This window comes from Collinsella sp. AM42-18AC, from assembly GCF_003467965.1.
Classification (GTDB): Bacteria; Actinomycetota; Coriobacteriia; order Coriobacteriales; family Coriobacteriaceae; genus Collinsella.
This window is the reverse complement of record NZ_QSFY01000004.1, coordinates 38,652-58,212: the sequence shown is the minus strand read 5'-3', so window position 1 is coordinate 58,212 and position 19,561 is coordinate 38,652. Positions and strand designations below refer to the sequence as shown.

The 19,561-nt window shown below is 60.1% G+C and carries 15 protein-coding genes; 6 read left to right on the top strand and 9 right to left on the bottom strand.

The window, feature by feature from the left end:
• Nucleotides 1-35 precede the first annotated feature (35 nt).
• Both DW913_RS03545 and DW913_RS03540 read left to right on the top strand, forming a co-directional pair.
• A complete protein-coding gene (locus DW913_RS03545; protein ID WP_117635569.1) occupies nucleotides 36-1,427 on the top strand; it encodes a PTS ascorbate transporter subunit IIC in 1,392 nt (463 codons plus the stop codon).
• A gap of 324 nt (nucleotides 1,428-1,751) precedes the next feature.
• Complete coding sequence (locus tag DW913_RS03540; protein ID WP_233541987.1) at nucleotides 1,752-2,456, top strand: transaldolase; 705 nt, start codon at nucleotides 1,752-1,754, stop codon at nucleotides 2,454-2,456.
• Nucleotides 2,457-2,835: 379 nt separating this feature from the next.
• Here DW913_RS03540 and DW913_RS03535 read toward each other — a convergent pair whose 3' ends face one another.
• The 4 genes from DW913_RS03535 to DW913_RS03520 form a co-directional block, all read right to left on the bottom strand.
• The gene (locus DW913_RS03535) at nucleotides 2,836-4,983 is read right to left on the bottom strand and encodes a Tex family protein (protein WP_117797602.1); all 2,148 of its coding nucleotides are present in this window, start codon (nucleotides 4,981-4,983) and stop codon (nucleotides 2,836-2,838) included.
• 320 nt (nucleotides 4,984-5,303) lie between these two features.
• The gene (locus tag DW913_RS03530; RefSeq protein WP_117797601.1) at nucleotides 5,304-6,344 is read right to left on the bottom strand and encodes a Gfo/Idh/MocA family protein; all 1,041 of its coding nucleotides are present in this window, start codon (nucleotides 6,342-6,344) and stop codon (nucleotides 5,304-5,306) included.
• 69 nt (nucleotides 6,345-6,413) lie between these two features.
• On the bottom strand, nucleotides 6,414-7,670 hold the full coding sequence (locus DW913_RS03525; protein ID WP_117797600.1) for an MFS transporter: 1,257 nt from the start codon (nucleotides 7,668-7,670) through the stop codon (nucleotides 6,414-6,416).
• A gap of 67 nt (nucleotides 7,671-7,737) precedes the next feature.
• Nucleotides 7,738-8,619, bottom strand: coding sequence for an SDR family NAD(P)-dependent oxidoreductase (locus DW913_RS03520; RefSeq protein ID WP_117797599.1), 882 nt, complete (start codon nucleotides 8,617-8,619; stop codon nucleotides 7,738-7,740).
• A 233-nt stretch (nucleotides 8,620-8,852) separates the two neighbouring features.
• Here DW913_RS03520 and DW913_RS03515 point away from each other — a divergent pair, with 233 nt between their 5' ends.
• Nucleotides 8,853-9,731 carry a LysR family transcriptional regulator gene (locus DW913_RS03515; RefSeq protein WP_233541986.1) on the top strand — a complete coding sequence of 293 codons (879 nt, stop codon included), beginning with the start codon at nucleotides 8,853-8,855 and terminating at the stop codon, nucleotides 9,729-9,731.
• 314 nt (nucleotides 9,732-10,045) lie between these two features.
• Here the strand turns inward: DW913_RS03515 and DW913_RS03510 are convergent, their stop codons facing one another.
• The 3 genes from DW913_RS03510 to DW913_RS03500 are packed head-to-tail and all read right to left on the bottom strand — an operon-like array spanning nucleotide 10,046 to nucleotide 14,271.
• Nucleotides 10,046-11,965, bottom strand: coding sequence for an ABC transporter ATP-binding protein (locus DW913_RS03510; RefSeq protein WP_117797597.1), 1,920 nt, complete (start codon nucleotides 11,963-11,965; stop codon nucleotides 10,046-10,048).
• Nucleotides 11,958-13,772, bottom strand: coding sequence for an ABC transporter ATP-binding protein (locus DW913_RS03505; protein WP_117797596.1), 1,815 nt, complete (start codon nucleotides 13,770-13,772; stop codon nucleotides 11,958-11,960). The genes DW913_RS03510 and DW913_RS03505 overlap by 8 nt, the downstream gene beginning before the upstream one ends.
• A complete protein-coding gene (locus DW913_RS03500; RefSeq protein WP_117797595.1) occupies nucleotides 13,765-14,271 on the bottom strand; it encodes a MarR family winged helix-turn-helix transcriptional regulator in 507 nt (168 codons plus the stop codon). The genes DW913_RS03505 and DW913_RS03500 overlap by 8 nt, the downstream gene beginning before the upstream one ends.
• Nucleotides 14,272-14,961: 690 nt before the next feature.
• Between DW913_RS03500 and DW913_RS03495 the strand changes: the two genes are divergently transcribed.
• From DW913_RS03495 to DW913_RS03485, 3 genes are all read left to right on the top strand, one after another.
• Nucleotides 14,962-15,786 (top strand): PfkB family carbohydrate kinase, encoded by an 825-nt coding sequence (locus tag DW913_RS03495; protein WP_117797594.1) that lies wholly within the window; start codon nucleotides 14,962-14,964, stop codon nucleotides 15,784-15,786.
• Complete coding sequence (locus DW913_RS03490; RefSeq protein WP_199580744.1) at nucleotides 15,779-16,108, top strand: TIGR04076 family protein; 330 nt, start codon at nucleotides 15,779-15,781, stop codon at nucleotides 16,106-16,108. The genes DW913_RS03495 and DW913_RS03490 overlap by 8 nt, the downstream gene beginning before the upstream one ends.
• Nucleotides 16,109-16,382: 274 nt before the next feature.
• Nucleotides 16,383-17,744, top strand: a complete 1,362-nt coding sequence (locus DW913_RS03485; RefSeq protein WP_117797593.1) for an ATP-binding protein — start codon at nucleotides 16,383-16,385, stop codon at nucleotides 17,742-17,744.
• 289 nt (nucleotides 17,745-18,033) lie between these two features.
• Here DW913_RS03485 and DW913_RS03480 read toward each other — a convergent pair whose 3' ends face one another.
• Both DW913_RS03480 and DW913_RS03475 read right to left on the bottom strand, forming a co-directional pair.
• Nucleotides 18,034-18,480: a low molecular weight protein-tyrosine-phosphatase gene (locus DW913_RS03480; protein WP_117797592.1), complete on the bottom strand. Its 447-nt coding sequence runs from the start codon at nucleotides 18,478-18,480 to the stop codon at nucleotides 18,034-18,036.
• 60 nt (nucleotides 18,481-18,540) lie between these two features.
• Nucleotides 18,541-19,290, bottom strand: a complete 750-nt coding sequence (locus tag DW913_RS03475) for a MurR/RpiR family transcriptional regulator (protein WP_158565526.1) — start codon at nucleotides 19,288-19,290, stop codon at nucleotides 18,541-18,543.
• Between the last annotated feature and the right edge of the window lie 271 nt (nucleotides 19,291-19,561).

Here is a 19,561-nt window from a genome sequence, read left to right as displayed (position 1 = left end):
GAAACGCGCCCACGTTAGAGAGAAAGGAAGCGCAGATGCAAGCCATCCTTCCCATACTTGAGTTTATCCAATCGATTCTGACCAAGCCAGCGTGGATTATGGGTCTATTTGCCTTTGTGGGCCTTGTCGCGCTTAAGCGTCCTGCCCACAAGGTGATGACGGGCACCCTGAAGCCCATTCTTGGTTACATCATGCTGTCCGCCGGCGCCGCTGTTGTTCAGGAGAACCTTGCTCCGCTGGGTACCTTCATCGAGACCGGTTTCCACATCACCGGCGTCGTGCCCAACAACGAGGTCGTCGTTTCGATGGCTCAGAGCGTCCTCGGCGTTCAGACCATGATGATCCTGATTCTCGGCTATGTCGTGAACATTATCATTGCCCGCTTTACCAAGTTTAAGTACATCTTCCTGACGGGCCATCACAGCATGTTTATGGCCTGCCTGCTGTCTGCCGTTCTGCAGGCATCTGGCTTCCAGGATGTCCAGCTTGTCATCGTGGGCGGCATGTTCCTGGGCCTCGTGAGCGCTATGCTTCCCGCCGTTGGTCAGCGTTTCACCGAGAAGGTTACCGATGGCGATGAAATCGCCATGGGCCACTTCGGTTCACTCGCCTATTACATCTCCGCTGCAGTCGGTACGCTTTTTGCTAAGGACGCCGAGGAGAACAGCACCGAGAAGATCGAGGTTCCCGAGAAGTTCGCCTTCCTGCGCGACACTACCATCTCCACGGCTCTTACCATGGCCTTCTTCTACCTGGTTACCGCTTTCGCCGCTTACATCGCAGATCCTGCGGTCGTTACCAAGACCGCTGGCGGCGACAACGTGATTGTCTATGCCCTGACCTGTGCCCTGTCCTTTGCCGTTGGTGTCACCATCGTCTATAACGGCGTTCGTATGATCCTTGCCGACCTGGTCCCGGCTTTCCAGGGCATCTCCAACAAGCTGATCCCCGGTGCCATCCCCGCCGTCGACTGCGCCGTCTTCTTCCCCTATGCTCCCACCGCCGTCATCCTCGGCTTTGTCGCATCCTTCATCGGTGGCGTGGTCGGTATGTTCATCGTGGGCGCTACCCTGGGCATCTTCATCATCCCGGGCATGGTTCCCCACTTCTTCTGCGGTGCTACCGCAGGCATCTACGGCAATGCTACCGGCGGTCGCAAGGGCGCAGCTCTTGGCGCTTTCGTCAACGGCCTGCTCATCACCTTCGCCCCGGCCCTGCTCCTGCCCGTTCTTGACGTCTTTGGCTTCAAGAACACTACGTTCGGCGACTTCGATTTCTCCGTCATTGGTATTACGCTTGGCCGCGCTGCCGAGGCCTTCGGTACCACCGGTGTCTACGCGATTCTTGCTGTCCTTCTGATCGTCGCCTTCGTCCCCAACTTCATCCACACCAAGGGTGCTGTGATCAATCACGTTGAGGAAGAGTAATCCAGGCATACGTTAAGCCCTAATCGGGCGGAGCTCCGATAACCGGCTCCTACACGGAAGCGGTGACGTCTCAAATGAGGCGTCACCGCTTTTTGCTTTGGAGCGATTGTGAATATGAGCCGGCGAGGCGCTGCTTCTGTTCCGTGAACGGAATCAAACGCAATGAGCGGCAAAAACGTTTTGCCGCTGGGGCGTCGATATAAAAATGGTAAAACTGCAAAACCGTTCGCCGAGAAGATAAAAAAACCGCAGTTCACGCCCTGATAAACGTAGATAAAGTGTTTAGCAGTCAACGCCCGTATGCAAACGGAAGGAATCAGGCAGATGGCAATCAAGGTGTTCGCTGACGGTGCAAACCTCGAGGGCATGCTCGACATGTACGAGAACGGCAACGTTCAGGGTTTCACGACCAATCCGTCCCTTATGAAGAAGGGCGGCGTGACGGATTACCGCGCGTTTGCCAAGGAGGTCCTGGCCCACATCACCGATGTGTCCGTTTCGTTTGAGGTCTTTGCCGACGACGTCGAGACCATGGAGGCCGAGGCCCGCGAGATCGCTACCTGGGCCGAGAACGTCTACGTTAAGATCCCGTGCGTGACCACCAAAGGCGAGTCCACCGCCGAGTCGGTGCGTAAGCTTTCCGCCGACGGCATCAAGGTCAACGTCACCACCATCTTTACGCCTACGCAGGTCGATGAGATGGTCGAGGCCGTTGACACCGAGACGCCGTCCATCATTTCGCTCTTTGCCGGTCGCATCGCCGATACCGGCGTCGACCCCATTCCGTTTATGACGGAGTCGGTCAAGAAGGCCGCCGCCAAGCCCAACTGCGAGGTCCTGTGGGCGTCCACGCGCGAGCTCATCAACATTTACCAGGCGGAGGCCTGTGGCTGCCAGATCATCACGGTGCCCAACAGCATCCTGGCCAAGCGCAAGAACATCGGTCGTGACCCGTACGAGGTCTCGCTCGACACCGTGCGCGGCTTTGCCAAGGATATCGCCGCTTTGGGCTTCCATATCCTGCCGTAACGCGAACGCTGACTACGCCGCGGGCTGCTCGCCCCGGCTTTCCTTTCCCTATCGCTCACGCGCTTCGCGAGGGTCGCGCTAGGCAAAGAAAAGGCCGGGGCTGCCGACACGAACTTGCCGGCAAGTTAGCACTCGGCTTCCATATCCTGCCGTAGGCAAAGGTACCCCCGCCTGCGACGTGCAAAATTGAGAGTATTCAGCAAGGTAAAGGCTTTTACCAGTTAACCGAAGCATGGGACAGCCCCCGTTTTGGCTCTGACGACGCTAAAACGGGGGCTGTTTTTGACTTTATTGCCTCTGAGGGGCGTTTGGAGCGGCGGAAATTGCAGAATACTCGCGATTTTGCACATCGCGAGAGGGGGTACCTTTGCTTTGGCGGTTACTTCCCCTGCACCATAGTGAGCGAAATCTTTTTGCGATCGCGATCAACCTTCTCGACCCACACCTTGACCGTATCGCCGACGCGCACCACGTCGCTCGGGTGCTTGACAAAGCGGTTGGCCAGCTTGGAGATATGTACGAGGCCGTCCTGGTGCACGCCCACGTCGACGAAGGCGCCAAAGTCGACGACGTTGCGCACCGTGCCCTTGAGTTCCATGCCGGGCTCCAGGTCGTCGATGGAAAGCGCCGAGCGGCTAAAGACCACCTCGGGCGCGTCGTCGCGCGGATCGCGGCCGGGCTTCTTGAGCTCGTTGACGATGTCGATGAGCGTCAGGGTACCGCAGTTCAGGTCGCTTGCCAGCGCCGAGATGCTGCCCAAGCGGCGCTCGATATCGGGCACGCCGCCGCGGCTGAGCTCGCTTGCCGCAACGCCTGCGCGCTCCAGGACGGACGTGGCAACCTCGTAGCTCTCGGGGTGGACGCTTGTCGCGTCGAGCGGGTTCTTGCCGCCGCTGATGCGCAGGAAGCCCGCGGCGTTGAGATATGCCTTGGGTCCCAGCTTGGGGACCTTCTTGAGCTGACGGCGATCGGTAAAGGCGCCGTTTTCCTCGCGGTAGGCCACGATGTTTTTGGCCACGCTCGGCGTAATACCCGATACGTATCCCAGCAGACTTGCGCTCGCGGTGTTTACGTCGACGCCCACACGGTTGACGACGTCCTCCACCACATGGCCTAGGGTGCGCGAAAGCTCGGCCTGGTCAAGGTCGTGCTGGTACTGGCCCACGCCGATGGACTGAGGAGGTATCTTGACGAGCTCTGCCAACGGGTCTTGCAGGCGGCGGCCCAGGCTCATGGCGCCACGCACGGTGACGTCCAGGTCGGGATACTCCTGGCTGGCGAGCTCGGAGGCGGAGTACACCGATGCGCCGGCCTCGTTGACGATGGTGTAGCGAAGGTTGGACGCCTGCTCGGCGATGAACTCCGAAACGACTTCCTCGGTCTCGCGGCTGGCGGTGCCGTTGCCGATGACGATGGTGTTGACGCTGTCCTTCTTGACGAGGCGGGCGAGCTCGCGCTTGGTGCCGGCGACGTCGTGGCGCGGCTTGGTGGGGTAGACCACGCCGTGGTCGAGCAGCTTGCCGGTCTCGTCCATGACGGCGACCTTGCAGCCGGTGCGGTAGCCCGGATCAAGCGCGAGCACGCGGGCGCCACGGACGGGGCGTGCCGAGAGCAGGCCCTCGAGATTCTTGGCAAAGACGTTGATAGCCTCGGTCTGCGCACGGACGGTGAGTTTGGCGCGGGCCTCGCGCTCCAGCGAGGGGGCCATGAGGCGCTTGTAGCCGTCGGCGATGGCGGCGTCAAAGACGGGCGCGAAGACGCCCTGGCGACGGGGCCAACGGCTGCCGAGGCGTGCCGTGGCGGCAACGCCGTCGACGTTCACGCGCACGCGGAGCTTGCCCTCGCGCTCACCGCGGTCGATAGCCAGCACACGGTGGTTGGGGATGCGGCGCAGCGGCTCATCATAGCTGTAGTACGGCTCGTAGGGGGTCTTCTCGGCGGGGTCGGTGGCCTCGACGATGATGTCGGCGGTGTTTTGCGTAAAGGCGCGCAGGTCGGCGACGTTCTCGGGGTCTTCGGCCACCGTCTCGGCCACGATGTCCGCCGCGCCGGCGAGCGCCTTTTCGGGCGTGTCGAAGCCGGCCTCCTCGTTGACGTAGGCCGCGGCGGCGTCGAGTGCGCTGCCCTTGGCCGAGGCCTGCATGATGATCATGTTGGCAAGCGGCTCCAGGCCTGCCTCGCGGGCCTTCTGCGCGCGGGTCATGCGCTTTTTGCGGTAGGGCTTGTAGAGGTCCTCGACACGCTGGAGCTGCGTGGCCTCGCGAATCTGCTGCTCGAGCTCGGGCGTGAGTTTGCCCTGGGCGTCGATGAGCAGAATGACGTCCTCTTTGCGCTGCTCAAGATTGCGCAGGTAGGACAGGCGCTCGTCGAGTGCGCGCAGGGCGACGTCGTCCATGCCGCCCGTGGCCTCCTTGCGGTAGCGCGAGATAAAGGGGATGGTGTTGCCCTCGTCGATGAGCTTGACGGCCGCCTCGATGTTAGCGGCCTTAAGGTTGAGCTCGCGGGCGAGCTGGGCGATAAGATCCATGGGACTCCTTGCGTTTAGGGTGCGTTTGCAGCACAGGGCTACCAAGGATACCACCCGCCACTCCACCCAAGTAGTCATTTTGGGACGGGGCTCTTTTAGCTACTTTTGGCGTCCGGCCTACCCGATGATTTTTCTGGGACGGGGATTTAATAATCATTGTGTACCTGATGATTATTAAATCCCCGTCCCAGAAAAATCATCCTCAAAGTAGCCCAAAAAGCCCCGCGGGCAGGAGGCTGCTCGCGGGGCAAAGAAGAGGGGCTTGTTGAGGGCGGACCGAGGGACTCGGTAGGGGGTTTGCCGCAATCCGCCCTGGGGCGTTACAGCTCGACGAGCTGGCCGGTCTCGGCGGCCTCCTTGATGGCGTTGAGAAGCGTGAGCGTCTTGACGTTATCGGCGGGGGTCACGACGGGCTCGATCTCGCGGCGGACGACCTTCACAAAGTGCTTGAGCTGCATCTTGTGCGGCAGCGCCGGATCGACGGCCGGAATCTCCATCTGCAGCGGCTTGTGCCAGTTGGAGGCACCGTCGTAGGAGAACTGGTGCAGGCGGGGCAGCGACAGGGCGCCCTTAGTGCCGCCGATAAAGTAGGCGTCGGCGTCGAAGGGGCGGTACTGCGGGTCCTCGCGGGCGGTCGCCTCCCAGTTCCAGGGGCTGGCGGTGGCGTCGGAGATGGTCATGCTCGCGAGCGCGCCGTCGGCAAAGCGAACGTTGACCACGGCGGAGTCCTCGGTCTCAAAGCCGCGGGCGGCGCTGGACTGCATGCCCTGGACGGCGACGGGCTCGCCCAGCAGGTAGCGGAGCAGGTCGACGTCGTGCACCAGGTTGACCAGGATCGGGCCGGCACCCTTCTTGCGGCGCCACTCGACATCGAAATACTCGTCGTTCTTATAGATCATGTAGTGGAAGCTCGACACGGTGAGCTTGCCCAGCTCGCCAGACTCGATGATCTCCTTGGCCTTGTTGACAAAGGGGTTGTGGCGACGGTGCTGACCCACGAGCACGGGCACGCCGGCGGTCTCGGCCTCGGCGGCAAAGGCCTGGGCATCCTCGAGGTCGTTGGAGATCGGCTTCTCGACCAGCGGCACAATATTGCGCTTCACGGCCTCGCGGGCAACGCCCAGGTGCAGGTCGTTGGGGGTGGCGATAATGACGGCCTCGGGCTTGACCTCGTCCATCATCTGGGCGGGATCGGTAAAGAACGGCACGCCGGCGGCCTCGGCCGTGGCGCGGGCGCCCTCAAAGGCGTCGGCGATGGCGACGAGCTCGGCCTCGGGCTCCTCGGTGACAAAGCGGATGTGGTTGCGGCCCATGGCGCCGGCGCCGATGACGGCAATGCGGACGGGATTGAGCTCAGACATTTCGACTCCTTAATACTGGTGACCGGTGGGATGCGACAAAGGGGCTGTCCCTTCGTCGCATCGGTAAAACTAGGCGGACTTCTTCTTGCTGTCGGAGACCATCATGTAGACGGTGAGCACGACGGCGATGGCGGCGATCACAATGGCGCCGTAGAAGGACTGCTGGTAGGCGGCGCTGCCGGCCTCGGCGTGATACAGCACGGCGGTGATGGGCTGGCTGATCCAGGTGGAAGCGGCATAACCCAAAAACATGATGCCGTAGTTGACGCCGATGTTGCTGGTACCAAAGGCGCCACCGGTGAGCGGCGGGTAGATGACGAGCAGGGCGCCAAAGCTAAAGCCGAGCAGGGCGAGTGCCACAAAGAACATGCTCTGCGTAAAGCTCATCGACATGATGACGAGCGCGACGATGGTGACGACAAGGCTGATAAGCAGCGACTTGTAGGCGCCGAGCTTGTCGATGATCTGACCAAAGGACAGGCGGCCAACCAGGTTGGCGCAGGTGTTGACGGAGACCACCACACCGCCGAGGGCGACGGCTGCGGCGCTCGTGGGGTCGGCGAAGAGCTGGACGGCGGCGATGGAGGCAACCTTGCCCACGAGCAGGGTACCCGCGGTGGCGGCAAAGGCGAAGGTGACGATGAGGACCCAGAAGCGCGGGGTCTTGACCATCTCGCCCGGGGTGAGGTCGCCGAAGGTGCCGGCATGTGCGCCACCCTTGGGGGCCTCGAAGCCCTCGGGCAGCCAACCGGCCTCGGGGGCCTTCAGGAACAGGGCGGAGGCGGCGATCATCACAAAGAAGATAACGCCGAGCGCCTTAAGGGCGCCAAAGATTCCCAGGCTTGGGATGAGCAGCGAGGCGAGCACCGGGGACAGCACAGCGGGGCCGGCGGTCGAAGCGGCCAGGGTGATGCCGGAGGCGAGACCCTTCTTGTCGATGAACCACTTTTGGCCGGTGGTGAGCGCCGGGTTGTAGCCCAGACCGTTGCCGACGGCGGCAACGAGCGAGAACCACAGGTAGAACTGCCACGGCTCGGTGACGGTGCCGGACATGAACCAGCCCAGGCCGTAGCACACGGCGGCGGCGATAACGACGTTGCGCGGGCCGATCTTGTCGGAGATGCGGCCGGCGAAGATACCCGTCACGGCCATGATGGTCTGAAAGACCGGGAAAGCCCAGGTAAGGGCGCTGGACCACTCGGGGTAGACGGCGAGCAGGTTCTTGCTCACGACGGAATACAGCGCGATGGAGCTGATGAAGAACATAGTGACGCACGCGGCGGAAAGCACGACGGCGCGACCCTTGTTGGAGTTGGTGGAAGCCATTGGACTCTTTCTAATCGATGCGCAGGGAGGGGCGGACACGTCCGCGGGGCCTCCCTATCGGGCTGGTTTACTGGTCGGTCGGCTTTGCGACGCCGGACTCGTCGGACCAAAGCTCGACGCCCTTGTTCTTGAGATAGTTGTCGGCGTATGCGCGACGGCCGCCGGGCTTGGCGGTGAGGTCGCCCATCATATTGGAGAAGCCGCCGTCGACCTTGATGGCGTCGCCGGTGGTAAAGTCCGAGCGCTTGGACGCCAGGAACATGACGGCGTTGGCGATATCGCTGACCTCGCCGATGCGACGCGTGGCGATCAGGCGGCTGCGGCTCTTTTCGACCTCGGGGTCGGCATAAAAGCTTGCTGACATGGGGGTTTTGACAAAGCAGGGCTCGACGCAGTTGGAGCGGACGCCGTAGGGGCCCCACTCGGCGGCGAGCATCTTGAACATCATGTTGACGCCGGCCTTGGTGGAGCTGTACACACCCGAGAACGTCTCGGGGGAGTGGCTGGCAACGGTCGAGATGTGCACCAGGCGGCCCTGGCCGGCCTTGATCATCTCGCGACCAAAGCGCTGCGAGGTGATGAAGTAGCCGGTGAGGTTGACGTTGAGCACCTGCTCCCAGTCGCTCAGCGGCAGGTCCTCCATGGCGGCGAAGCGCAGGATGCCGGCGGTGTTGACGAGAGCGTCGACGCGGCCGAAGTCGGCGATGGTGGCGTCGACGGCGGCCTGAACCTCGGCCTCGTCGGTGGCGTTCATCTTGTAGCCCTCGGCGTGGATGCCAAACTCGGCGGCGAGGTCGGCAGCTGCGGCCTTGACCTTCTCCTCGTCCAAGTCGAGCAGGACGACGTTGGCGCCGTTGCGGGCGAACTCGCGGCAGATCTCGACGCCCATGCCGCCGAGCGCGCCGGTCACAGCGCAGACATCGCCCTCGAGCTTAAGCCAGTTGCTCATAGGAACTTCCCTTCTTGTACCTCCCTGTGGGCCGCTCCCATTACTCGACCCACGTGGTTTTCGCTGGTTATCGTATGCTTTGAATTTGCGCAGGTGAATTGCATATTTGTTAGAATGGCGTTAACCGTAGGTTTACAACGTGCGATGCAGTTTATTCTCAATTGAGCGCGTGACCTGCGAAAACAACCCCCTGTGACACCATGCGGTCACGGGCGCGAAAACGGGAGATTGACGTGTACGATCGACGACTTGAGGCCATATCGGCCGCTGCGGAGCTGGGAAGCTTCTCGCGTGCGGCGGCAAAATTGCGCGTGTCGACCCCGGCGCTCGTCAAGCAGGTGTCGGGCTTCGAGGCCGAGTTTGGCATCACGTTGTTCGAGCGCTCGCACTCGGGCGTCAAGGTGACGCCGGCGGGTGCTCTGCTGGTGGACGACGCGCGCTCGATCATGCGCCAGTCCGAGGACGCCCTGCGCCGTGCCCGACGCGCGGCGGGCGATGGCGGTGCCGTGCGCCTGGGTGTGTCGATGATGTGCCCGGGGCGCCAGACGCTGTCGATGTGGACGGACGTGCACGAGCTTGAGCCGTCGTTGCGCTTTGAGATTGTGCCGGTGAGCGACCTCTATGACGAGCGTGAAACCGTCATGCGCAGCCTGGGGCGCGAGGTGGATGTGGTGCAGTCGAGTTTTTCGACCCCGCGCTGGGGCGACGCCTGCCAAAAGCTCCGCATCGTCAACGTGCCGTTTTATATTGATGTGCCCCGCACAAGCCGCCTCGCGCGCAAGACGCGCATCACGGTCGCCGACCTGGAGGGCATGCGCCTGCGCGTGCTTCGCCACGGCAACGACGCCATGGACAGTCTGCGCATCGATCTTTTGGCCGACGGCGGCGTGGACGTGATCGACGTGGACAGCTTTGACTTTGCGCTCTTTAACGAGGCGGAGGAAAAGGGCGACGCGGTGCTCACCTGCGGGGCGTGGTCGGGGGTGCACCCGGCCTTTGTGGGCGTGCCGTTCCTGTGCGGCCGTGAGGTGCCGGTCTTTCTGCACTACCCGCTCGAGCCCACCCTCCAAGTCCAAAAATTCGTCAACGCCATGGCCCAACTTCTCACCTAGCTCACCTGGGACGGGGCTCTTTTAGTTACTTCGAGGATGATTTTTCTGGGACGGGGATTAAATAATCATTCGGTACACAATGATTATTTAATCCCCGTCCCAGAAAAATCATCCTTACAAAATGAGGCTCTGGCCAAATGGCCAGGGCCTCGCAAACTTTTATTCCGTTCTAAACGACGGGCTGATTGCGCGCAGGAGGGTGCCCCGGGGCGGCGGGGTATTTCCTCCGCGCGCAGTTTCGCAGCGAAGCGAGAATGTTTGAGCACGGAGGAATTACCCCGACGCCCCGGGGCACCCTCCGTCAGTAACCGTTCCTACTCCAGCTCAAACGCTCCCGTGTACAGCTGGTAGTAATATCCGCGCTTGGCGATCAGCTCGTCGTGGTTGCCGCGCTCGATGATGCGGCCGTGGTCCAGGCAGATGATCGCGTCGGAGTTGCGCACGGTGGACAGGCGGTGCGCGATGACAAACGTCGTGCGGCCCTCCATGAGCTTGTCCATGCCCGCCTGCACGATAGCCTCGGTGCGGGTGTCAATGCTCGACGTGGCCTCGTCCAGAATCATCGCCGGCGGATCGGCGACGGCAGCGCGGGCGATCGAGATCAGCTGGCGCTGGCCCTGCGACAGCTGGGCGCCGTTGCCGGTGAGCATGGTGTCATAGCCGTCAGGCAGGCGGGTGATAAAGTCGTCCGCGCCGGCGAGCTTGGCCGCCGCGATGCACTCCTCGTCGGTGGCATCCAGGTTGCCGTAGCGGATGTTGTCCATCACGGTGCCGGTGAACAGGTTCACGTCCTGCAGCACCACGCCCAGCGAGCGGCGCAGGTCGGCCTTGCGGATCTTGTTGACGTTGATGCCGTCGTAGCGGATCTTGCCGTCGGCGATGTCGTAGAAGCGGTTGATGAGGTTGGTGATGGTCGTCTTACCGGCACCGGTGGCGCCGACAAACGCGACCTTCTGGCCCGGCTTGGCAAACACGGACACGCCGTGCAGCACCTCGTGGTCGGGCGTGTAGCCAAAGTCCACGTTGTCCATGACCAGGTCACCGCGCAGCGGCACGTACTCGATCTCGCCGGTTGCGCGGTGCGGATGTTTCCATGCCCACATGCCGGTGTGGTGGTCAGCCTCCTCGAACTCCCAAGTCTCGGGGTTCACCTGTGCGTTGACGAGCGTCACGTAGCCTTCGTCGGCCTCGGGCTCCTCATCGATGAGCTCAAAGATGCGGTCGGCGCCGGCCAGACCCATGACCACGGCGTTGATCTGCTGCGAGATCTGACCGATCTGTCCGCAGAACTGCTTGGTCATGTTGAGGAACGGCACCACGACGGCGATGGACAGCGCCATGCCCGAGATGCTCAGGTTGGGCACGCCCAGCGCCAGGAAAATGCCGCCGGCAAGGGCCACCAGCACGTAGAGCAAGTTGCCCAGGTTCATAAGGATGGGCATGAGGATGTTGGCGTACATGTTGGCCTTCTGCGAGACCTCGAAGAGCTTTTCGTTGCGCTCGTCAAAATCGGCCTCGGCGGCAGACTCGTGGCAGAATGCCTTGACGACCTTCTGGCCGTTCATGACTTCCTCGATATGACCCTCGACCACGCCGAGCTCGGTTTGCTGCGCAATAAAGAAGCGCGCGGAGTTGGAGCCGAGCAGCTTGGTCATAAAGGTCATAAAGGCGACGCCTGCCACAATGACCAGACACATCCACACGCTGTAATACAGCATGATAAAGAACACCGTGACGATGATGATGATCGTCATGAGCAGGTTGGGCAGCGACTGACTGATCATCTGACGCAGCGTGTCGATGTCGTTGGTGTAGTGGCTCATGATATCGCCGCGCTGGTGCGTGTCGAAGTAGCGGATCGGCAGGTCCTGCATGCGGTTGAACATCATCTCGCGCAGCTTCTCCAGCGAGCCCTGCGTGACGATAGCCATGGCGCGGTTCCAGAAGAGCGAGGACAGGACACCGACGCCGTAGATGCAGGCGAGGGTGGTCACGAGCTGCAGAATCTTGGGCTGTGCGGCTTCCCAATCGCCCGACTGCCACGATTCGCTAATAATCTGCAGGGCGCTCTGCAGGAAGGTCGCGCCGATGGAGTTGATGATGGCGCAGAGCACCACGCCGGCGACGACAAGGGGCAAAAGCACGGGATAGAAGCCAAAGAGCGTCTTGATGAGGCGCGACATGGTGCCGCCCTTACGGTTGAGCGCGCGCTCGGCCGTCGTTGCCTTACTCATGTGCCTCGCCTCCTTCCTGGGTCTGAGCTTGCGTTGCGGATGCCTCGGTGTCGGCCTCGACGGCCCCTTCGCCCTCGGCAGACATCTTGTTTTGCGAGGTAAAGGTCTCGCGGTAGATCTCGCTCGTCTTGAGTAGCTCGTCATGGTTGCCGATCTGCGCGATACGGCCGCCCTCCATGACGATGATGCGGTCTGCGTCCTGCACGGAGCTGATGCGCTGGGCGATGATGAGCTTGGTCGTGTTGGGCAGATAGCTTGCCAGCCCTGCGCGGATCTTGGCGTCGGTCTTGGTGTCGACGGCGCTGGTGGAGTCGTCCAGGATCAAGATCTTGGGGCGACGCAGCAGGGCGCGTGCAATGCACAGGCGCTGCTTCTGACCGCCCGAAACATTAGAGCCGCCCTGTTCGATCCAGGTGTCGTAGCCCTTGGGGAAACCGTCGACAAACTCGTCGGCGCAGGCCAGATGCGCTGCCTCGCGGACTTCCTCGTCGGTGGCGTTCGGGTCGCCCCAACGCAGGTTCTCGGCGACGGTGCCGCTAAACAGCACGTTTTTCTGCAGCACCATGGCGACCTGGTGACGCAGCGCGTCCAGGTCGTAGTCGCGCACGTCCACGCCGCCCACGCGCACAGCGCCTTCGGTGGTGTCGTACAGGCGGGCGATGAGGTTAACGAGCGTGGACTTGGCCGAGCCGGTGCCGCCGATGATGCCGATGGTCTCGCCGCTCGTAATGTGCAGGTCGATATCGTCGAGCGCCTGGCGCTTCGCATGCTTGGAATACTTAAAGCTCACGTGGTCAAAGTCGATGGAACCGTCGGCAACCTCGAGCACGGGCTCGGCGGGATCGGCGATCGTGGGCTCGGCGGCCAGCACCTCGGCAATGCGGTGTGCCGATTCGTCGGCCATGGTCACCATGACAAAGATCATCGACAGCTGCATCAGGCTCATGAGAATCTGGAAACCATAGGTAAAGGTCGAGGAGAGCTGGCCCACGTCGAACAGCGTGCCCTGGCTCGTGATGATGAGCTTGGAGCCCAGGTAGATGATGACGACAAACGCGCCGTTGACGCAGATGTTCATCATGGGGTTGTTAAAGGCGAGCAGCTTCTCGGCGCGGGTGAAGTCCATCTGGACGTCGCGCGCGGCGGTCGCGAACTTCTCCTTCTCAAAGTCTTCGCGCACATAGCTCTTGACCACGCGCATGCCGGTGACGTTTTCCTCGACGGACTCGTTAAGGGCGTCGTACTTGTGGAAGACGCGCGAGAAGATGGGGCGCACCTTAAAGATGATAAAGAACAGTCCAAAGCCCAGCAGCGGAATGATGACCAGGTAGACCATGGCGACGCTGCCGCCCATGATAAACGCCATGGTAAAGGCGAAGATCAATACCAGCGGCGCGCGCACGGCGATACGGATGATCATCATAAAGGCCTGCTGCACGTTGTTGATATCGGTGGTCAGGCGCGTGACGAGCGAGGAGCTCGAGAACTCATCGATGTTGGCAAAGCTGAACGTCTGGATCTTGTAGAACAGGTCGTGACGCAGGTTCTTGGCGAACCCGCAGCTCGCATGGCTGCAGGTGACGCCGGCAGCGGCACCAAAAGCAAGCGACGTCAGCGCGATGAGCACCAAAAAGCCTGCGGTGGGAAGCATCTCGGCTACGGTGGCGCCGTCTTTGATAGCGTCGATCAGGTTGGCGGTGATAAATGGAATCAGCATCTCGCAGAGCACCTCGCCAAGCACGAGCAACGGCGTGGCAACGGTGACTTTCATATAGTCGCGGATGCTTCCCATGAGGGTTTTAATCATCCAGTTCCTCCCAGGTTACGCGGATTTTATCGAGCATTTCGGCGAGGTCCTCGCGCTCGTCGTGGGTGAGCGCGCTAAAGGCCTGTTTTCTAAAGCGGATGCGGGCCGCCTGGTCGATGCGGGCGTTTTCCCGGCCGGTTTCGGTCAGGCGAATGGTGAGTTGCCGTCGATCCTTGGGGTTACGGCTGCGCTCGATGAGGCCGTTGAGCTCGAGCTTGGACAGGATCTCGGAAAGCGATCCCGGCTTGAGGTCAAAGTGCATGCCGAGCTCCTGCTGCGACATCTCGCCGCCGGGCTGTTTGGCCAGCAGGCAGATGATGGGCGCCTTGCCGGACACGCCTCCGCCATGAAAATGCATGTAATGGCCGCAAAAGCCCAGGCCATTGAGGATGCGCTTGGCAAGTGCATCCGATTGCGATTGCGCCTCGGGCGAATCTGCAGGCTCGATGGGGTCGCCGCCCGGCGTATGGGGGCAGAGGTCGATGCATTCGTCGCACATGGTGTTGCTCCTTTCTTTAGTTAGGTAGTGCAATTGTTTTGTGCCTAACTAATTTAGGAGTGCAAGAAATAAATGTCAAGGTACCAAACTTATTAAGTTACGGCGTTTTACCAAACGCCGTAACCGCTCGACGCTGCAAACGCTCCTAAGCGGCAATCTGGCGTTCAATCGTCGGGCATGGCCACAAGGCCTATGCCCTCCTCTTTCACGCCACCTTGCTCGCTTAGGAGCGTTTTCGCTGTCCGTCCTCAACATGTGATTCCGCCACGGTCCGCTTCGGTGCATGTGATCCCTTGGGGACGGAGGAAAAGGGATTACTTTGGGCCGCGATGATGCCTTTCGAAGCGGCCTTGCCAAAAACTATGCCTAATTACTACGATGAATCCAGCATCGCTGACCACAACAGCTGTTTCTGAAAAAACGCAAGCTATCTACCTGCGGTTTTGTTGGAGAGAAATTCGTTGTGGTTAGAGGCGGGCGGTTAAACGTAGTAAATAGGCATAGTTTTTGGCAAGGCCGCTATATGAGTAGCATTAACTAGGCCGCCATGGAGCAAACAGCCCCCATTTCCGAAACCTTTCCGCAACAATTTGCACTTCGCACCGCTCGCCTCCGCTCACAACGTTCCCTGCGCTACACTTGGTTGCACTGTGGTGCCGTCGCGCCATGCCCGACCCAAGGGGGACATTCATGAAGAACACTCAGCTGCTGCTGATTAACGATATGTGCGGCTACGGCAAGGTCGCGCTTTCCGCCATGCTGCCGGTGCTGTCGCACATGGGCTACCGTATCCATAACTTGCCGACGGCGCTCGTTTCCGACACGCTCAACTACCCCAAGTTCTACATCCACGACACCACCGAGTACGTGCGTCAAAGCCTCGCTATCTGGGAGGAGCTCGGCTTTGAGTTCGACGCCATCTCGACCGGCTTTATCGTGACCGAGGAAGAGACGCGCATCATCTCGGACTTTTGCCACCGCCGTGCGCAAAAGGGCACCAAGGTGTTCGTCGATCCCATCATGGGTGACAACGGCAAGCTCTATGCCGGCGTGCCCGAGTCCACGATTGGCCTCATGCGGCACCTGCTGGAGTGCGCAGACTACGCGGTGCCCAACTACACCGAGGCCTGTCTGCTCGCCGATACGCCTATTGCAGAGCAGATCACGCCCGATGAGGCCCGCGCCCTTGTGGACGCCGTGCGCGAGTTGGGTGCCAAGTCGGTGGTCATTACGAGCGCCGTGGTCAATGGCACGAACGCGGTTATCGGTTACGACCATGTAGCGGGGGAGTACTTCACGATTCCCTTTGAGCTCATTCCGGTCTATTTCCCGGGTACGGGCGACACGTTCTCGGCAGTGCTCGTCGGCCGCGTTATGGCAGGTTGGAGTCTGCAGCGCGCGACGTCCGATGCCATGCGCGTGGTGGCTGAGCTTATCGAGCGCAATGCCGATCAAGAGGACAAGTCGGCCGGCCTGCCCATCGAGGCCTGCTTGGACGTGATCGACCATGAGTAATGCTGGCGAGGGCGGCGTCAAGCCTGCGGGCGAGAACAAGCCGCTCGGCGCGCCGCGTGGCAAGCGTCCGCGTATCCGCGTGAGCTGCGTGGACCAGCTAGGTGCGTGCCGCTGCCACCATGGTCACAAGCCGGGCGACGTTTTTGACTTCGACCGAGACCGCGGCAAGATGTGCGCCATGGCCTGCCATGTGGGCTTTCCCTATATCGATATCCTGCGCTATGGCGGAACCGTGCCCGGCAACGAGCCCGGTACGGCAAAGTTCTGCTGCCCCGAGGTTGATACGCTGAACGTTTGGCTTGCTGAGATCGTCGAAGAGTAGGCGAGCGAGGTTTTTCTCCCACCGAGATAATGAGCGTGGATTTTCTCCCGTTTTAAGCGCGCTTGAACGCTCAAAGTGGGAGAAAGTCCACGCTCGATTTGTATGCGGGAATCCCGACCTCGCTTACGCCTAGGCCTTATCGTCTATATTCTATATGCGAGTAAGGTCAAATTTCTGCATTTCATCCGATTTAGGCGCTAAAAATCTCTGCATTTCATCGATAATAGTCGATATAAATATCTGCATTTCATTTATCGGGGCGATGGGAGAGCTTATGTTGCGCAGGAAAATCGCTGATGAGCTTGATTGTTGGCAGAGATCCATTGAACGAAAGGCGTTGTTCGTCACGGGTTCTCGCCAAATCGGTAAGAGCTACTCGATTCGCGAGTTCGGTAAGTCAAACTACGCAACCTATATCGAGCTCAATCTCGCGGAAAACCGCCAGGCAAAAGACGCCCTTCTCGGGGCGAGGGATGCTGATGACTTCATCAGCAGGGTGACGCTTCTCACGGGCAAGTCGATAGCGCCGGGCAAAACTCTCGTATTTATCGATGAGGTGCAGGAGGCGCCGGACATCATGACGATGGCCAAGTTCCTTGTCGAGGACGGCCGTTGTCGCTGGGCATTCTCGGGGTCCATGCTTGGGACCCAATTCAAGGGTGTCAGGTCTTATCCCGTGGGGTACGTCCATGAGCTCAGGATGTTCCCGCTGGATTTTGAGGAGTTCAGCTGGGCGATTGGGGTGAGCGAAGAGGCGAGGCGCTCGATTCGCGATGCGTGCCGCAACGAGACGCCGGTTCCTGGTTATATTCACGACGCAATGATGGCAAACTTTAGGACCTATATCGTCGTTGGCGGTATGCCGGAGGTCGTGCAGCGATTCCTCGACACACAGGGTGACCTGGCGTCCGTCCGCCAGCTCCAGTCCGAGCTGAACGGGCAATACCGTCGGGATATCTCAAAATACGCAAACGGACGCGCGCTCCAGGTGCAGAGCATTTTCGACCAGCTGCCCGTCATGCTGGAGGGCGAGAACAAGCGTTTCGTGCTCAACTCCATAGATCCCAAGGCGCATTACGAGAAATACCAGCGAGATTTTGTCTGGCTTGTCGATGCCGGCGTCGCTCTCAAGACCGACATCGTGACCGAGCCCAAGTCCCCACTGCTTAAGACGGCACGGCCGTCCCAGTTCAAGCTGTACCAGTCCGATACCGGGATGCTGATGGCCCGTTATCCTATCGGGGTCGCCCAGGCGGCGTACCTCGACAGCAAGGAGCCCAACCTCGGCGGCGTGTACGAAAACGTGGTGGCTCAGCAGCTGGCTGCCCAAAATCGCCAGCTTTACTACTATCAGACAAAAAAGCGCGGTGAAGTGGACTTTGTGGTTGACGGACCGGATGGAACGGCTGTTCCGATCGAGGTTAAATCGGGCTCCTATTATCATGCGCACGCCGCACTCGGCCATGTGCTTGAAACGGCCGAGTATGGCGTAAAGCGCGGGATTGTTTTCTCGAGAGGCAACGTTGAGCGCGACGGCGCCGTTCTCTATCTGCCTCTGTATGCGACTTGGGCCCTTTCGGATGTTTTGGGCGACTCCCGTGCCGAGGGGATAAAGCTGGAGGTCAAACCCGTCTAGGGCCAGTTCCGAATGCGACAAGGGGACAGTCCCTTTGTCACACTGAGATCGTCGACGAGTAGCCGAGCGAGGATTTTCTCCCTCCGCGATAATGAGCGTGGATTTTCTTCCGTTTAGAGCGCACTTGAACGCTCAAAGTGGGAGAAAAACCACGCTCGATTTGTATATGGGAATTCCGACTTCGCTTATGCCTATGCTTAGACGTTGTCGTCGTTGTGCTGTGCGCGAGTAAGGTCAAATTTCTACATTTCATCCGATTTATGGCTCTAAAAACTCTGCATTTCATCGATTACAGCTGCTCGAGCATAGCAGTGCAACCGTCGAGTACGTCGCGGTAGGTGGCATCGAAGTTGCCGGTGTACCAGGGATCGGCCACGTCGCCGGGGCGCTCGGTCCAATCGAGCAAGCGCGTAATCTTGTCGTCGGGGTCGTCGCCAAAGATGCGACGCAGGCCCCGCGCGTTCTCGGCATCCATATAGACAATGCGATCCCAGTCGCCATACTCTGCGCGACGCACCTGGCGCGCGCGGTGGGCAACGACGGGAATCCCGACCTCGCGCAGCTTGGCAACGGTACCGTGGTGCGGCGGGTTGCCGATCTCCTCGGTTGAGGTCGCGGCGGAATCGATGACAAACTCCGCCTCGCGCCCGGCGCGGCGCACGAGCTCGGTAAACACCGACTCAGCCATCGTCGAGCGGCAGATATTGCCGTGACAGATAAACAGTACGCGTTGCATAGGACGATACCTTTCATATAGAGGGCTGCTAAAGAGTCGAAGCCGGGCGCATACAGAGTTTTATTTCTTGGCCAGTTTGAAGTAGCGCTCAAATATCAATTCGAAAACGTAATAGAACATCAATCGACTGTCGAGGTCCATGCTGCCCAAGCGGATTTCTTTTTGCACGGTGTAGATAGGGTAGTCGGCTAGTTTCGAGAGAGAATTTCGAGAAAAGCCGGTGAGTGTGACGACCTTGCATCCGCGCGTTTTGGCTATCGATGTAGCGTCAATAGACACCTGCGTCTCGCCGCTTACGGAAACGCTGAAGACCAGGTCGTTTTTGCCGAGGAGTTCTGCGTAATGCCTCATGACGTGGCGTTCACTAAGCGTGTCGGTATTCTTGCCCATTATTTTGAGCTTTTCAGCCATCTCGAGGCACGGGTATTTCGAAAAGCCCGAGCAGAAGAACACGATATGCGAGGCGTCCTGGATAAGGCTTACAACCGAGTCGATGACCCGGTCGTTAATCAGGTCTTTTGTTTGTACGAGCTGGGTGTCGAGCGGAAGTGTCTCGATTGTGAATCGATTGCGGTCGAGCGAGGCGGAATACGATTGTTTGAGCTCCGTAAACCCCGAGAAGCCAAGCTTATGAGCAAGCCTGACGATTGTATTGGGAGCGACGAAGAACCGTTCAGCAACGCTCTTAAGCGTGACATCGTCAATATCATCACGCAGCTCGATGATGTAGCGCATGATCTCGCTTTCGAGATCGTTGAGCTTGCTCTCGCCAGCCCGCACATGATCATAAAAAGATGCTTGATCTTTCATAAGATGTTCCAGCCCCTCGCACCTCGTCGTACATATGGTACCGCTTTGTGTAGCCAGGTGAGAAATCGGTAATCGGTCAAGATCGCCAATTGCCCATGAACTGGGTAAACGTGCGTGTCTGCCTACACATATCTGTGTCGTGAGCGAAATCATGTGTCCCCGTTTCGCATTGGCTCACACGGGGACTCGCAAATGACCTTATGTCGCAAAATATCAATCGAAACGAAGCAAGCCGAGGACAACCGCGGAGCCCAAGGTCTTCGAGAACACC